General features: G+C 42.3%; 14 protein-coding genes. 4 read left to right on the top strand and 10 right to left on the bottom strand.

Annotated features, from left to right (window positions below; all coding sequences use genetic code 11):
- Nucleotides 1–12: 12 nt before the first annotated feature.
- The 7 genes from MHN81_RS07625 to MHN81_RS07595 form a co-directional block, all read right to left on the bottom strand.
- Nucleotides 13–222 (bottom strand): hypothetical protein, encoded by a 210-nt coding sequence (locus tag MHN81_RS07625; protein WP_023401502.1) that lies wholly within the window; start codon nt 220–222, stop codon nt 13–15.
- A gap of 11 nt (nt 223–233) precedes the next feature.
- Nucleotides 234–899 (bottom strand): DUF2589 domain-containing protein, encoded by a 666-nt coding sequence (locus MHN81_RS07620; RefSeq protein WP_023401503.1) that lies wholly within the window; start codon nt 897–899, stop codon nt 234–236.
- Between the two features lie 23 nt (nt 900–922).
- A complete protein-coding gene (locus MHN81_RS07615) occupies nt 923–1,417 on the bottom strand; it encodes a DUF2589 domain-containing protein (protein WP_023401504.1) in 495 nt (164 codons plus the stop codon).
- 71 nt (nt 1,418–1,488) lie between these two features.
- Nucleotides 1,489–2,142 carry a DUF2589 domain-containing protein gene (locus MHN81_RS07610; protein WP_239425438.1) on the bottom strand — a complete coding sequence of 218 codons (654 nt, stop codon included), beginning with the start codon at nt 2,140–2,142 and terminating at the stop codon, nt 1,489–1,491.
- Between the two features lie 307 nt (nt 2,143–2,449).
- Nucleotides 2,450–5,206 (bottom strand): Ig-like domain-containing protein, encoded by a 2,757-nt coding sequence (locus MHN81_RS07605; RefSeq protein WP_239425437.1) that lies wholly within the window; start codon nt 5,204–5,206, stop codon nt 2,450–2,452.
- Nucleotides 5,196–6,002: a hypothetical protein gene (locus tag MHN81_RS07600; protein ID WP_239425436.1), complete on the bottom strand. Its 807-nt coding sequence runs from the start codon at nt 6,000–6,002 to the stop codon at nt 5,196–5,198. Before MHN81_RS07600 ends, MHN81_RS07605 begins: the two co-directional genes overlap by 11 nt.
- Before the next feature lie 354 nt (nt 6,003–6,356).
- A complete protein-coding gene (locus tag MHN81_RS07595) occupies nt 6,357–7,253 on the bottom strand; it encodes a LysR substrate-binding domain-containing protein (RefSeq protein WP_036977259.1) in 897 nt (298 codons plus the stop codon).
- A gap of 156 nt (nt 7,254–7,409) precedes the next feature.
- Between MHN81_RS07595 and MHN81_RS07590 the strand changes: the two genes are divergently transcribed.
- Entirely contained in the window at nt 7,410–8,171 is a 762-nt protein-coding gene (locus tag MHN81_RS07590) for an isocitrate lyase/phosphoenolpyruvate mutase family protein (RefSeq protein ID WP_239425435.1), read from the top strand.
- A 163-nt stretch (nt 8,172–8,334) separates the two neighbouring features.
- The gene (locus MHN81_RS07585) at nt 8,335–8,835 is read left to right on the top strand and encodes a hypothetical protein (RefSeq protein WP_239425434.1); all 501 of its coding nucleotides are present in this window, start codon (nt 8,335–8,337) and stop codon (nt 8,833–8,835) included.
- A 317-nt stretch (nt 8,836–9,152) separates the two neighbouring features.
- On the opposite strand, the gene MHN81_RS07580 is transcribed toward MHN81_RS07585, so the two are convergent.
- A complete protein-coding gene (locus MHN81_RS07580; protein WP_023401511.1) occupies nt 9,153–9,572 on the bottom strand; it encodes a hypothetical protein in 420 nt (139 codons plus the stop codon).
- A gap of 617 nt (nt 9,573–10,189) precedes the next feature.
- Here MHN81_RS07580 and MHN81_RS07575 point away from each other — a divergent pair.
- Complete coding sequence (locus MHN81_RS07575; RefSeq protein WP_023401512.1) at nt 10,190–11,821, top strand: FapA family protein; 1,632 nt, start codon at nt 10,190–10,192, stop codon at nt 11,819–11,821.
- A gap of 49 nt (nt 11,822–11,870) precedes the next feature.
- On the opposite strand, the gene rnt is transcribed toward MHN81_RS07575, so the two are convergent.
- Nucleotides 11,871–12,536, bottom strand: coding sequence for a ribonuclease T (gene rnt / locus MHN81_RS07570; RefSeq protein ID WP_239425433.1), 666 nt, complete (start codon nt 12,534–12,536; stop codon nt 11,871–11,873).
- Nucleotides 12,537–12,780: 244 nt separating this feature from the next.
- On the opposite strand from rnt, the gene MHN81_RS07565 reads away from it, so the two are divergent.
- Nucleotides 12,781–13,623, top strand: a complete 843-nt coding sequence (locus tag MHN81_RS07565) for an OmpA family protein (RefSeq protein WP_052027448.1) — start codon at nt 12,781–12,783, stop codon at nt 13,621–13,623.
- Between the two features lie 25 nt (nt 13,624–13,648).
- Here MHN81_RS07565 and mnmC read toward each other — a convergent pair whose 3' ends face one another.
- Nucleotides 13,649–15,634: a bifunctional tRNA (5-methylaminomethyl-2-thiouridine)(34)-methyltransferase MnmD/FAD-dependent 5-carboxymethylaminomethyl-2-thiouridine(34) oxidoreductase MnmC gene (gene mnmC / locus MHN81_RS07560; protein ID WP_239425432.1), complete on the bottom strand. Its 1,986-nt coding sequence runs from the start codon at nt 15,632–15,634 to the stop codon at nt 13,649–13,651.
- Nucleotides 15,635–15,755: the final 121 nt, after the last annotated feature.

Below are 15,755 nucleotides of genomic sequence, written 5' to 3'. Positions count from 1 at the left end.
TGAACTGTCGTGTTATCCGGCTTGTGAAGATGCGGTATTTCGAATTTGTTCAAATTTATTGAATGCATCCGATACCACCTCTTTATCTGTCGCTGTTAAGGCGATGGAAACATCACAAAGACTGTTAGAACATGAAAATGATTGGCCTGTGAGCAATAGGTTTGACTCAAAGTAAATTGGTGCACCGCATTCGGGGCAGTCTAATTTGGATTTTATACTCATTGTTAAATTCCTTACTGTTTGCTTGGTAATGGCATCATGTTTTTTGAGAATATTTCTAATATGGTGGTGATACCGTTTGGCAATGGCAGTTGACCTGCTTCTAAGGTCACTTCATAGCTGGCATGAGCCGCACTGGATTGTTGCTCTCCTTGTGCTGATTTCGCCAAAGAGCCGTGTAATTCGGTCTCGAAGTCATGTGCTTGTTGTGGCTCTGAGCTCGGCTCGCTGTTTTGTTTTTTGCTTTGAGCGCTTCTTTGCCGGCGTCCCTGAACTGTTGTTCTGCGGCTTTTCGAGGGCACTTCTTTTTGCTCTTGCGTTGCCTTTTTTTTGATTTCGCGTGAGCTTTTAACTTCCATGTTAAAAGAGACTTTTAGCTTTTCGATGGCCAGCGAATTAATCGGAATTAACGTCATCAATGGGATTGAAATGTCCATTTTTATTGGCTGTTTACTGATGTTGCCATCTTGTTCAATCACAGAGCGAGACAATGTAAAGTTAACCATCTTTGGAACAAGCTGATCACCACTTTCATTACTTTTTTCAAAGCACGTTGTTAAAATAAATTGGGTTTGCGCATTGGCTATCATTGCATTGGCGTCTGTTGCTGCTTTCAACGGTGCGCCAATGAGGGCTTTCATTGGCAGACCGGAAAATTGGGAGGCAATGTTGGTGTTCATGCTAAATCCTTCTATGTTTTATTTTAGCCAGGGATTTGAGCTCGAAGAGCACGTTCATAACCTTCAATGAGCTTTTTTAATCCTTCTGGAGGCTCATTACCTGTGAGTGTGATTTCAAGGTGCGCATTGGCAGTATTTTCTCCACCGCTTGTACCAATGATTTTATCTCGAAGGCCTGTTTTGGTCGTATTTTTGGCAAATGCTACTAAAAGTTGATCTTGCTCGTTTGTGCTAATTTCCAGATCGGTAGAAAATTTAACTTCGGTTATTCTAGGAGATGAAATAGGCACCAAGGCCAGTAGTGGAACCTCTGCATTAACTGTATCAATGCCATTTTCAGTTCTGCTAGGAAATTGCATTGTGCAGGTTTTAGGAGAGTAACTTGGTGGCAACCCTTGTTCATTTTGGTGTTCATCGAAAAAGCGCTTAACAAAGTCAATGGTTTCACCTTCAACGGACTTAGCAGCGTCCTTAACCCCTTTATGAATGGCTTTCATCAGCGATTGAAATTCGATCATGGTGGTCTCTTCTTATTAGTATTTGCAGAGGAAGTGATGTGCTTCCTCTGATGAGTGTTTAAAGTCAGACGCTATTGCTCTTTTTCTATAATAGGGTCAATGTTTTTAGTAAATGCGTTGATAATGGTTGTTACCCCCGTAGGCAAAGGAAGCTGCCCGGCGTGTACATCGACTTCATACTTTGCCTTGTTTGACGCTTCGTAGTGTTCTTTTTGCTTCGAGGTTGACTTACTGCTGTGTGATACTGAACCGTGCACTTCCACAGAAAACAGACCAGCATTATATTTTGCAGTAATATCGGCTTTTGCAGCTGTTTCTTGCTCGCTGCTTTTTTCGTTGTCTTTTGACGTTGAGCTTGAGACTTCCATCTCAAAATGAATTTTGACATCATCAACAGCTAGGGAGTTGAGTGGAATAAGTGTCAGCAATGGCAGTTTTAAGGTGATAGTGGCATCTTTTCCGTCAGTACCATCTGCTTTAATAACTGGGCGACTAAGCGCAAATTCGACCATTATCGGCGTGAGTTTACTGTTGCTGCCAGATGCTGGTGGGTTACCACCGCCTCCGCCACCACCACCGTTTTCAAAGCATGTACTAAGCATAAATTGGGTTTGGGTACGTGCCATCATACCGTTTGCATCTGTTGCGGCCTTTAGCGGTCCCCCAATTAAAGATTTCATTGGTAGGCCGCTAAACTGCTGGGCCATAGAGACGAGTCCTGACATATATTTTCTCCTAGTTGTATAGAGCGTTAGCGAGTTATTTCCACAAATGGCCTATTGAGCCAAATCTGCAATGCACGTTTGACTGGTAATGATAAACAGCATAGAGGGTGGGGAATTGGCGAAAGCGAGGATAAATACGGGGAAAGTCAGGATGTGTGAAAGTACCGCGGTGACTGAAAGAACAATCTACCCGCGCTTTCGTTTTACTTGGCTTCAGTGTGTGGGCGCTTAGCTAAGTTAAGGGGGAAGCCGATCACTAGCGCTTCCCTTGTTTCATGTACTACGTACTGTCGCTTTTGGGCAACAATTACTCTCTACATTCTGATAGGTTTTGCCAAACGAACATCCATGGGCTGTCGCTGGAGTTTAACCTAGGATCATCGTTGTAACTCCACCAATTGGCTTTGTACAGCATGCCATTTAGGTAAACAATACTGTCTTTAACAAAAGCTCTCCCTTTTTCCCAGTGTTGGTGATCGGCGCATTTAGGTAATGCTTTTTCCACCGAAACCAATACTTGAGCGGTTGAAGACAATCCGCGACCATCATTAATGGTATAGCTAAAACTATCCGGACCTAGATAATCAGCGGGCGGCATATAATTTAGGCTATCACCAGCAAGTGTGACTGTGCCTCCTTGTGCTGAGGTACCTTGGAAAGATTCAATAACCAAAGTATCACCATCTGGGTCTCGGTCGTTTAATAGTACCGATATTGTTGCTTCTTCGTTGGGTGGTGAGATTAATTGGTCGTTCACTGCAATGGGGGCGTGGTTCTCAGCAACTAGTATTTTGGCGACGGTGGTGTTGTATACGTTTGCGTCTTCTTTGCTTCGTGCCTCTATAATCAGCTCGTCATAATTACCTATGGTAGAAGAAGCAGGTACTTTCACTTTTAACTCAATGGTTTTGGTGCTATTTGCCCCAATGCTATGGTCTTTAGCAAAAGAGAGTGTTGAGCCTGAGGTGGAAGTCGCATGTAATTCAATTTTGTGTTGTAGCTCTGAGCGATTAGTAAGCAGTACTTGAATTATTTTCTCTTCTCCCGGCTCTGCGGTTGACCACTGTGGCGTTGCCTTGAGGAAAAAAGGCTGTGTGGAAATCACGTTGGGTAACTCTCGGGTAAAGGTTCCACCAGAATCCAATTGACCAGTAAGATGGAGTTGGAAAGCTTGCTCCGGTACAATAAATTCGGCACTAAAACGTCTATGATGTGTCGGCTCCTTGAGCAAAGGGATGCGCTTTATTAGCTTTCCTGTGTAATCAACCAACTGCAATGTAGCGTCTCTAGGTGCTTGAGAAAAACGCACTTTGGCGTGAACCGTTTGCCCGATCGTAGGTTGCCCAACGAGAGGTACTAACTCGACATGCCGTATTTCTCTCTCTGGAACTTGATACAGTTTTACATCATTGACTCTAAATGACGATTTAGCAAAAGCGCGTATTGGGTATGTACTGTCTGCACCAGACAAGATCAATTGATAAGAGCCTGAGAGTGTATCTGAAATAGACATAGCGATAAGACTACTAAATTGACGTGTTACTACTTTGGCATCATTAGTGATATCTTTGCCTGTAGGGTCAAGGAGCTTGACCCCTGGAAAATTGGTGTTTTTCCCTTTCATAATAATCACAGAAAGGGGGTGGCCTGCCACTGTTTTATCTACATTTATGGCTTCAACTCCTGGCTTTTCAGCGGATGAGGTGACTTGACGGTTGGCCAAAGTGGTACTTTCGAGGTCGCTCAATTCTAAGTAAATAGGCAGTACACTGGCAATTTCGCGTCGATTGACCTTAAAGCTTAGACCGCCTGTTTCGTAGGATAGCCTTTCAAATTGATCGATTGAACTGAGGCTTCTAGGTGCCGTTTCAATCGGGAAATCGATGCTGGTATTTTGTTGCTCAACACTTTCAGCCGAGCGAAAGGAAGAGCACGTGCCCGTTAAAAAAGTATTGATTTTAACACCTTGAACGATTGCGCGAGCGCGTGCTGCACCGACTAAAGCTGGACTGCGGGGCGAAGCATCGGTAAATAGCGCAATCTCACCACCTCGTGCGTAGAGATCTCCACGACTAACAGTAAATTGGTTGAGTGCTGTGTGTATCGCTGCCCCGGAGGCTTCAGGGCAATCGCCCCCTCCCCAAACGCTAATCGAATTAACTTTACTTCTGAAGCGTTCAATATCACAGACTAGACCATGATCTGACGGGCTATCTTTAAATGTAACAAGGCCCAATGTGGGGGATTCTCCTGACGCCAATTTGCTATCTAATAAGCTATTTACCGACGCTTTAACACCGGCGATATCGGCCCCCATACTACCTGTGTCGTCAATCACAAAATAAATCTTCGATTGCTCTTTTTTAAGCATGTTTTTGTAGTATTCAGCGTGTGTAGAAAATTGCTGGTCGATTTTTTGATAGAGGTTATCTAGAAATCGTTGTGTCAGTTCTTCAGCGGCTGCTTTAGCAGCGGTAAAATTATCGCCATTTGGTTGGCTATCATTATCCTTATTCAAAAACTTGTGGCAGCACTCACCATCAGGCATACCCGTACATTGTGTGACCCCAGGTTTTAGGGAGAGAAACCCAGAAAGAGAAAAATAGCCCGTAACAAGTCCATCAGGCGCAAAGTTGTTATCTTGGTCACAATGGAATCGAGCACCGTTTTGCAGTGCGAACATGTCATCAATATTGTGCTTATTGTCGACAGTATTACTATGAGACACAATATCTTGTACTGTGTGAAGGGCTTCTCCAAGTGCATCAAGTGCTCTACGTTTATCACAATTTTCCAGTGCCGCTATAATTTCATTGGTTTTTTCTGTTAATCGTGAGGAGGCAAGATCCAGTACATTGTTATCTGCATGGGCAGCTTCTACATGTGGTTCTGCAACATCAGTGTAGTAGTTAGAGTCAGAGACCTCATCTGTGGAGCCCGGGTGAAAATCGTTTTTTTTAAGTACCGTATCAGTGATGTTTTCATGTATGCCTTGTTTGAATGCCAATGCTTTTGTGCAGGTCAAAGCAACCAAGAGCAGTGTTAAATAGCGTTTATTTTTCATAATTTTCCTTTCCTTTTATTTTTCCTTTTACAACTGACTTTTTACTTTTGTTTATATAAAAAAATACTGGACCTCCTTGTTCATAGTTAAGGGTGTGTTGAAAGCAGATACAGTTAGATTCAACTTTGGATTGCGTTGATAAACTTAAATTTTTCAAATCAAATGCGTGAATATAGATATCTTTTAACCCCCGATTACCATAAGAGGAAATAAGGTACAGAGTGTGTTCATCAGTACTGAGGGCCAAATCGTGGACGGTGAATTGATTAATGAGTCCTTGCTTTAAAGGCAAAAGGCGATGGAACTCTGAGCCATTAAATGTATATATTGATGCGCCTTTCAAAATTATTACGTCATTGAATTGCTCCCTGTGAATAGCGGCGGAGCGATAAGATAAGGTGTGCTTACTCGATAGTACTTTTTTGATCGTGCGGCCGATTTTATAAACCGAAAGCTGTCGAGTTATCAGATAGTTTGACTTAATACTGAGTGGTGGTGAGTGGCCTAAATCGAGGGTCTGGCTCTTTGACAACAAGTGATACTTAGGCTTATGTTCGGTTTTATCCATGCATACGAGTATGTGCTTTTCAAGGTCATAAAGGGCATAAAAATCCCAACCATGAATTTGGCATGTGTTAAAAATAGGGTGGTCGTTCGAGACAGTATTTATTCGATTGTTGGATAAATAATATTGACTCTGTGGGTTGTAGGGGAATGTTTCAAACGACTCAATGATAGCGTTGTCATAACACGCCGATAAAAACAGTAAAATGGAAATTAATAAACTAGATCTCATCCTTTAGAACTAACTTTGTACCAAATTTGTGCTGAAATATAATTTGTATGTCATATTTTGTAAATATATTTGTGCTATCAAAGCGATGTTACGGCGCGTTTATTGTTCTTGGTCATATTTTGTAAATATATTTGTGCTATCAAAGCGATGTTACGGCGCGTTTATTGTTCTTGGTCATATTTTAGCCACAAATATCCGTTTTTCGGTTTATTGAGGGACGGAGGTTTGATGATGATTTTATCAAGTGGGGAATTAAGTCATAAGAGGCTTATGTGAACGTGCACCAGTAAAGAACTCAATGTTAGCGCGAGGACCGCTATAAAAGGAGCTCTAAAAAATTAAAGTAACAAAGGCTTAGTCTTGTTCCATTTCTTTATTGATCCAGTCGGTAAATACCTTCAGTCGTGCAAGTCTTGGGGAGTTTGCATCATATACAAAGTATCGTTTGACGGTGTTTGGATGGGCAAGCTTATAAGGAATTACCAGCGTACCGTTGTCGAGCTGTTGTTGGCACAAATAAGGAACTGCAAGAGTAACACCGTGGCCGCTTGCGACAGCACTGATTGCCATATCCGTCGAGTTAACCTTAGTCCACTGGGTGTGACATTCAACGCCTGATACGCCAGCTGCCTTAAACCAAGTTGGCCAGTCATAAGGCCCTGGGTTTTCTAAAGTTACTATATGCTGTGATAACAGGTTTTCGGGTGAGTTGAAATTTAGCTGTTGTGCAAATTGACTCGAACAAATGGGATACACCGCAGATTCACCGAAGTAATCACAGACTAAATTGCTCGGCGTATTTTGCTCTACAGACTGACCAAATCTGATGGCTAAATCTAGGTGGTTTTGCTTTAAGTCAACGAAGCTTGCCGAAGATGAAATAGTGATTTGAATATTTGGATATTGCTCTGTAAAGGATTGCAGCCTTGGCATCAACCACAGAGCGATGAACGCTTGAGTTGAAGTGATGGTCAATTCACCGTCGATTTCTTCTTTTTGTAGTTGGCTTACTCCTTGGCTCAATATGGTTAATCCCTTTTGGGCGTGTTCAAAAAGAGTTTGGCCAGATTGGCTGAGCTGCATTTGCTTGCCTTTACGGATAAATAAACGAGTACCGAGTGTAGATTCGAGTTGACGCATTTGTTGGCTGACAGCAGCTTGAGAAATACAGAGCTCTTTTGCCGCTAGACTATAACTTCGATGTCTGGCGGCACATTCGAAAGTGACTAGAAGATTAATATTTTTAAACACACGCACACAATTTATTCTTATTATCTACCTTGTATTATAAGCAATGCTTATATTAAAAGTCGATTTTCATCGTTGGTCTTTTTACTGCGTGGTTGCAAGAATACACGTATCGCAACAAACCGTAATTACTAAACCAAATAATAAAAAGGAACGACAATGAACGAATTTTATTCGCTGCACCAACAAGCTACTCCACTTCTATTGGCAAATGTTTGGGATGCGCCCAGCGCAAAATGTGCTGAGCAAGCTGGTTATCAAGCAATGGGTACATCGAGCGCAGCACTGACTGCTGTGCTTGGCTACGAAGATGGTGAGAACATCCCTTTTGAAGAGCTTCTGTTTGTGGTTAAGCGGATCACTGCATCAAGTCTTCTGCCGCTAAGCGTAGATATCGAGTCAGGGTTTAGCAGCGATCCACTCGTGATTGCCAATCATATTCAGCAACTTGCTGAGTTGGGGGTGGTAGGTATCAATATTGAAGATAGCCGGGTAGAGGACTCTCGTAGGTTATGTGACAAAGATGAGTTTTCAGAATTATTAACACAAGTCTGCGCGCACTTAACAGCACGCGATGTGCAGATTTTTATTAATGTTCGCTGTGATGTATTTCTACTAGGTGTTGAAGGTGCAGCTGAAGAGGCCTGTATGAGAGCCCGCAGCTACCAAATGGCTGGTGCGGATGGATTGTTTTTCCCGTGTATCACGGCTGAGCAAGATATACGTAAAGTTACTAGCTCTACGTCACTACCTATCAATGTGATGGCGATGCCGGAGTTACCAAGCGTGGCCAAGTTGACGGAGTTGGGAGTTAAGCGGATCAGCACTGGTAACTTTGCACATATGGCTATTTATGAGCGGTTGAGTGCAACACTGACACAAATTAAAACACAAGGCAGTTGCCAGTCACTTTTTGAATAAACCTCAGCACTGTTATATTCCAGTCGACTTCTTGTGAGGGAGGAGTCGATACTTGCTGTCGTTTTGGGAAGTTGAAAAGCTCGCATCATAAATGGTAAATATAGATGGACTTGGCCTAGCAATGGATCGAGTGTAAAAAACAATTATAACAAAGGAGTAGGTCATGCGGTTTCTATTTATGGTTTCTTTAGTCTGTTTAGCTTTTGGCTGTGTTGCGAGCGATACACCCCAGAGCGCGGTTAATTCACTATTTCAAGCTATGTCACATGAGCCACAGAAAAAACCGGATATAGACAAACTGAAACAGCTCTTTCATCCTGAGGCAAAAGTATTTGGCGTGCATTTAAAAAAGGGAATGCCTAGCCTGATGAGTCTGACAGGGCAGGAATTTATAAAGCTACTGGATAAAACATCTGAGCAGGGTTTTTATGAATGTGAAATTGTCCGCAAGATTCAAACTTATGATAGGTTTTCTCACGTTTACAGTGTCGCTGAAACTCGCTTTAACAAAGACCAAACGAATCCTGATTTTACTGGTGTGAATAGCATTCAATTCTACAAAGCGGATCAGCAGTGGCAAATCATGTCATTGTATTATCAAGTCGAAAATCCGGCTAAAGCGATTGCACTTGAAAGTGGAAAGAGTGGGGCGTGTCTCAATTAAATTATACGGCTGTTTTCAAAAAAGCACCTGAACTTTTAGCAAAATGGCCGTAACAGTGAGAACCAATATTTTTAGTAAGTTGCCATTATTAATTGGAGAGAGGTTAGAGAAACGTACTACCGCTTTTATCGGCGTTATCTGGGTTGCCCGCGTTGTTTAATTATCCCCAATGTTTTAATGCAGCCTAATAACCCAAGCAATCAATTTTCAAACGCCATCAAGGTGTAATGCCTTGTGTTACTCTATTCATTCTAATAGATACTACGTTTTTGAAATAGTTGAAACCAAAAACGTTTGTTTCAAACGCGACCAAGCATTCAATGGGTGATAATACTTATCTTGCAAAAATCTTGATCGCAAGGGGAAGTAGCAAATAGTACATTTGATCCATGTTTGAATGTGGAGCGGCTGAGGGCTTTAAATACACTAGTCCCGGGAATAATCGCACACAATGCGCCGTTTAACATTTTCCATGCACAAATATTTGATGCTTCCGGGCTTTTAGAGCGCGTGATTTTTACGACCTTAGATGCGAGTGAAAAGTCCATGTAGCTGCTACTAGAGCCGACCAGCTTGTAATAAAACGCTTGTTCGTCTCTAGCACAGGGGGTTAACTCAAATTTAGCTGCATTGGTTATGTGACCATTGCCATAAAAAACGCCAGATGAATCATCGTTTACGGTTACATACCCAAAACTTTGACCATGAGTAGCTAATTTTAATATTTGCGTTTTCATACCTGTCTCCCTGCAAAAGTCTGTGTCAAGTTTAGCCGTTTAGCGTCAATAGCAACTACGTAATATAGACGCGTTAATAAGCTATGAATTTTAGTCAGCAAGTATTACACCAATTATTGAGAACACCTATGAAGAAGATAGTGAATAATGAGTGATTGGCATTCATCTGAACTTTCTAATAAGTGCTTTGCGCTCCAAGTAAAGAGGTCTGTGCTCTGATAAGTGGTAGGGATGTATTTTGTGGCGTAAAAAATGCATAAAATTTCACGGTTATTTTTATTAATGACTAAATGTATTGAATTGGAATTTACGTAGTTTTCAATAAAATATCGCAGTTAATGGAATAAATATTTCACTTAATTGTCGATATTCAAGCCTGACTAAAGCTAATGATAAAGTCTCATATTGCGAATTTTACTAAAGAAATCACGCATTTTTCCGATAAATTTAGTAATAATAGCAACTTGTGTAATTTAAGCGCCAAGAGCGTTTACAATCATTCATAATTTGCCTAGAAAGTGGCCAATTTAAACTTAACATTGTGAGAGCGATGTGCTGAAATGGCGAGAGCTGCATAAAAAAAAGTAAAATATGCAATAGTATTTAGGAAGGAAGTGATGTCTTTGTTTCAATTTGATGAGGAGTCTGGGTATGTTTCTTTAAAGGAACATCCTGCGCACTCGGGGTTTCCCGCTAGTGCTGCACAGCTAGTTGAAATGCTGGAGCAGTCTTCTTATGCCGACTTTGATGTCATTCACGCTAATATTGGTCAATTATTTTCTCCATCTGATGACAGAGAGAAAGATCTGTTAATTGTTGCTAGAGCAGTTGATGCTTCAATTTCTATTCGTGTTGAAGAAAACAACATGCTTGCGGAAGCGCGCTTAACAACCGCGAGAGGCGGTAAGCTAATAACAATTGATGAAGCAAGAGATGCATTGACCGATGCAGGCGTGGTTAAGGGGATCAATGAAAGGGCACTAGACACCTTTTTGGGGCAGCAGTTTGAGCAATCTCCAGGGAGTGTGTATTCAGGGATTGTGGCTCATGGTGTTCGTGCGAAAGACGGCACAGATGCAAGATTTGTAAGATTATGCATGACAGCGCAAGACCGCATACTTAGTCCACAGGAAAAGTCTGGTGGCAAAGTAGATATGCGTGACTTAGGTGCAATTATCACAGTTAAACCAGGCAGCCCGCTAATGAAGCGAGTTCCTCCTACTCCAGGAGAGAAAGGCTTTTCAGTATTTGGTGATGTATTAGAGCCTAAGCCAGGCAAAGATTTCACACTGCAGGTATCTGAAGGCACAAAAATCAGCCCTGAAGACCCTAATTTGTTAATTGCTGACGCAAAAGGTGTGCCTGTAGCGGTGCCAAGAGGGATGCGAGTTGATGATGTTTTATGCTATGACAATGTAGATGTCACAACCGGCCATATCGAATTTGATGGCAGTGTCGTTGTTAGCGGTGATGTGAAAGATGGCATGAAAATCAAAGCCTCAGGTGATATTACTGTTATTGGTTTTGTTGAGTCAGCGCACTTGGAAAGTGACAGTGCGGTGACGGTCATGTTAGGTGCGATTGGCAGAAAACGCCTCGATGGCGAAGAGTTTTCTTGCATTATCAAAGCAAAACGAACTATTTCAGTGGGTTATGGACAATATTGCCATATAGAATCTGAACAGGACTTATTTATTGAGCGTCAGGCGTTGCATTGTGACTTGAAGTCTAAGCGCCTGATCCGAGTTGGTAAGGGAGACACGCCGCGTGGCAAGCTTATAGGCGGTAACGTTTATAATGCGATGCGTATTGAAGCCGGCGAAGTCGGCGCGCCCTCAGGCACTAGGACTCGAATAGTCCTCGCCCAAGACTGGTATGATTTAAAGAAAAAAGAAAAAGAGTTTAAAGAGCTAGATAAATTGTTGTCTGATAAAATTTTGGCAGTTAAGCGAGCTCAAGTAAAAGCAAAAAAAACACCTGCGTCAGATAAACGTGACAGCTATTTGAAAAAGCTTGCTGTCACAGAGCAGCGTTTAGATGCGCATTACAAACGCAATGTTCGTAATTGTAAACTGGTGGCACAAAAGCTACTTCGGTTGGTTAAACTGAGCCGAGTTAAAGTAAATGAGCTAATGCACCCGGGTATAGAATTGACAATCGCGAAGGATAGTCGATCTTTTTCAAGAATCTACCCACCTCATTCAGTTAAATTAGACGCTGGAAAAATCACGCAAGAGTTCCAGAATTAAAAAAGCAGCTTAGGCTGCTTTTTTTAGCTTTGTAATTTACAAGCGACAACTAACTTTGTTCTTCTTGATCACTGTCTGGGTCTACTTGAGGTAGCGGCCATCCGCCAAGTGCTTGCCATTTGTTTACGATGTAACAAAATAGTTCAGCTGTGCGTTCAGTATCGTAAAGTGCTGAATGTGCTTGGGAGTTGTCAAACTCAATACCCGCCGCGCGACATGCTTTCGCCAGCACAGTTTGCCCTAGTGCAAGGCCAGACAAGGAAGTGGTATCAAAGCTAACAAATGGATGAAAAGGCGTACGCTTGATATTGTTGCGTTCTATCGCCGCGTTTAAAAAGCCATGATCAAATGCCGCGTTATGTGCAACGATGACAGAGCGCTGGCAGCCAGCGTCTTTTTGCGCCTTTCTAACAGCTTTGCAAATCTCTTTAATTGCTTCACTCTCTTCAACGGCACCTCGCAGCTCTGAAAATGGATCTATTCCGTTAAACTCAATGGCCGATTGCTCAATATTAGCGCCTTCAAATGGCGCGACATGGAAGTGAATAGTGTTATCAATACTGAGCTCACCGTTATCGTCCATTTTTAACAAGCTGACCGCTATTTCCAATAGGGCATCTGTTTCTTTGTTGAACCCTGCGGTCTCAACATCTATTACAACTGGGAAAAAGCCTCTGAAGCGTTTTGCGAATAGGGTTTGCTCTTGTTCTGCCATGATAAACTTGGATTTCTAAAATGAGGCGCCTATTATACTGATCATGAGATAAGATGCTAATTGGGATCGATGGATCCTCAATATATTTTTTAATGGAGTCGACTTATTGGCATATCGATTCGGTATGTTTATTGCTTATGTGTAAGGTGAATCAGAATGAAGGCACAAAAATAGAGTCTGTTTTTGGCTTAATAGACTTGGAGTGAGAAAAGTGAAGCTATATTTCAATACTTTAGCGGCCGTTATGACGCTTGTGTTAGCTACCAATGCATATGGTGCGATGCGGCAGTATAGTGCCACTGTCGATGATTCTAAATGGATGGTTGATAGAACGACTCGATTATCTTGCACACTTTCTCATACGGTTCCCTATTATGGAGAAGCAGTATTTAGTGCATCGGCCAGTAAGAATAAAGATCTTACTTTCAATCTCGATATGGTGATCCGACCGGAGGACTATGACTTTGCAGGTCTTGAATCTGTGCCGCCAAGCTGGCGGGCAGGCTTACCAGCTCGCTCAATGGGCAAAATGGCATTACTTAAAAAATTTGATGGTGAGCTTGCGAACCCAGTTGCTTGGGAAATGCTGACAGAGTTAGAAAAGGGTTATCAGCCTACTTTTTATTATCAAGATTGGCACAATAAGCAAGATCAAATTTCCGTCGCGTTGTCTTCAGTCAACTTTAAGAAATCTTATTGGGACTTTTTACAGTGTAGAGATAACTTATTGCCTTATAGCTTCGAAGACATTGCTTTTGTGGTGATGAACTACCGTAAAAACTCAAGTGATTTAACCAGTTCCTCGCGAAAGCGCCTCGATATGATAGGGGAGTATTTAAACAATGATCCCGACATTGACTCAATTTATATATCTGCCTATTCAGATAGCTATGGCGGAACCAATGTAAACTTAAACCTTTCTAAAAAGCGTGCGATGGCAATTAAAGAGTATATGGCGAGCAAAGGTGTGCCAGCAGAGAAAATCATGACAGAAGGTTTCGGTGAAAAACGCCATGTTGCAATTAATACAACTCCAATTGGCCGCGAAGCCAACCGCCGAGTGATCATTCAAATCTCCAAGCCCTGATAGCGGGCTTGGAGCTTGCGCGAAGCTATATTTTATTTCGGATCATATCTCTTATAGTGAGTCGAGCAGGGTGCAATGCTTCGTGCACTCTTTCACTAAAAGGGAGGGGTTCTTGAAATAAACTCGCAACCAGATGTTCCGTAACAAGTGGCGCTGTGCATAACCCTCTGGCGCCAAAACCAGTGGCAATATGTAATCCTTTATGTGGCATCGATTGAGAGGTGAAGCCATAATATTTACCGCGTTTGATGTTGTCATAAGCTTGCAATAAGTCCGCTTTGTCTTGCACTTGCCCAATCATAGGGGTGTGGTCGTTAAAACAACACCTTACAGCTGCTTTGGCACTGTCAATATTGCCAAGACTTTTATCAAACTCAGTACCTTCATAAAATCCAGCTAGCTGTTGGCGGTTGGTGATATTATCTTGTTCGGTGACAACCCTTGATTTACTGTGCTTTTCAAAAGTTGCCCCCATGCAATGCAACCCGCTCTGACTAGGGGTGAAGTAACCTTTGTGGCATAACACAGTGGAAAGCCTTGAAGAGGCTGCCCCCTCATTGATATGAGAGACTTGGCCTCTCACGCCGTGAATACCAATATCTTTGGTTTGCTCAAATCTATCGCTATGCTCGCCTGCACAGATAAAAACATCAGAAAAAGGGCCAAATGTTTGTTGCTTCGACTTTAAATACCAGCCGTCAGTTTTGTGTTCTAGTTGCTCGATTTGGACAGCAAAGAGATTTTCGCCTGGCGTTAAAGACTCAGCTGCGTCAAAAACCGACTTTGTAAGCTGTACAGGGCTTACCCAACCCCCTTGCTCAATAAACAGACCGCCATATGGCGTGTCGATACTTGAGAGCGACTGCGCCTCTGCACTATCGACTTGGCGTATCAACTGTTCTGGAAAAACTTTGCTAGCCGCCAATTTTTCGTGTTGTGCTTTTTTGCTATCGTTAACGCTTTGCAGTAAAACACCGCACCATTGATGGTCAAATGAATGGCCGGCTTTGTTCAGCTGTTCATAGAAGCGTCTGGCATACAAAAAGCTATGGGCATAAAACTCAGATGGAATACCAAATTCGCTTTGTAAGTTTGGATAAACAGCGCCTTGTAGATTGTGAGAAGCGCCTTTTGCGAGGGCATCATCTTCGCAAAATAAGTGTGTTTTAATGCCACGCTTTGCAAGGTGATATTTAAGACAGCTACTCGCTATGCCGCCACCTATAACGGCAACATGTGAAAGTGCTGCTGCGTCTTGTTGATAGTATCGTGGCGTAGTTGCATGCTCTGTAGTGGCGATAAGTGTACCGACGACCATTTCTCGTTTACGGCCATAGCCTTTCACTTTTTTGCACTCAAACCCTGCACTTTGCAAGCCTCTTCGGACAAAGCCAGCTGCGGTAAAGGTGGCAAAAGTTGCATTTTGTTGGCTCAAATGAGCCATGGCATCAAATAGAGATTGCTGCCACATATCAGGATTTTTACTAGGCGCGAAACCATCTAGATACCACGCATCGACAATGCCTTTGCTCTGATATGCTATTTGCGGCAATGAGCTTTGCACATCGCCGAACCACAAGTCGAGTACTACACGGCCCTGTTCAAATTCTAATCGATGACATCCCTGTAATGCCATTGGGTACTGATCGCATAATTGTTTTGAAAGTGGCGCCAATGCAGGCCAGGCGTCTAGTGCTTGTTTGAGGTCACTCAACTTGATAGGAAATTTTTCGAACGACATAAAATAAAGGCGTTCAACACCATCTATGTGTGCGTTTTGCTTAAAACGAGCCCAAGTATTTAGAAAGTTCAGGCCTGTGCCAAAGCCTGTCTCAGCGACAACAAAGTGTTTTCTTGGGTGGCTCTTAAATCGTTCATGTAGCCCATTTTGTTCAAAGAAAACATAATTTGACTCGGCTAAGCCATCGTCGTTGGAGAAATAAACGTCATCAAAATTATCGGCGACAGGTGTGCCAGAATCGTTAAAATGAATTTGTGCGTTACTTATCATAGAAATACGTTGGTATAATGCTCATTGATGACAAGTATTTTACTGGTTTTATTTGCATTAGTCCGTTGCATTTTTGCAAATATCAGTTCAGAGTACGTGTGTACGCTGGAAAGCTGACCAC

The organism is Pseudoalteromonas sp. Of7M-16 (assembly GCF_022347805.1).
Taxonomy (GTDB): Bacteria; Pseudomonadota; Gammaproteobacteria; order Enterobacterales; family Alteromonadaceae; genus Pseudoalteromonas; species Pseudoalteromonas luteoviolacea_F.
The sequence above is the reverse complement of the archived record's forward strand: the minus strand, read 5'-3'. Positions and strand labels throughout refer to the sequence as shown.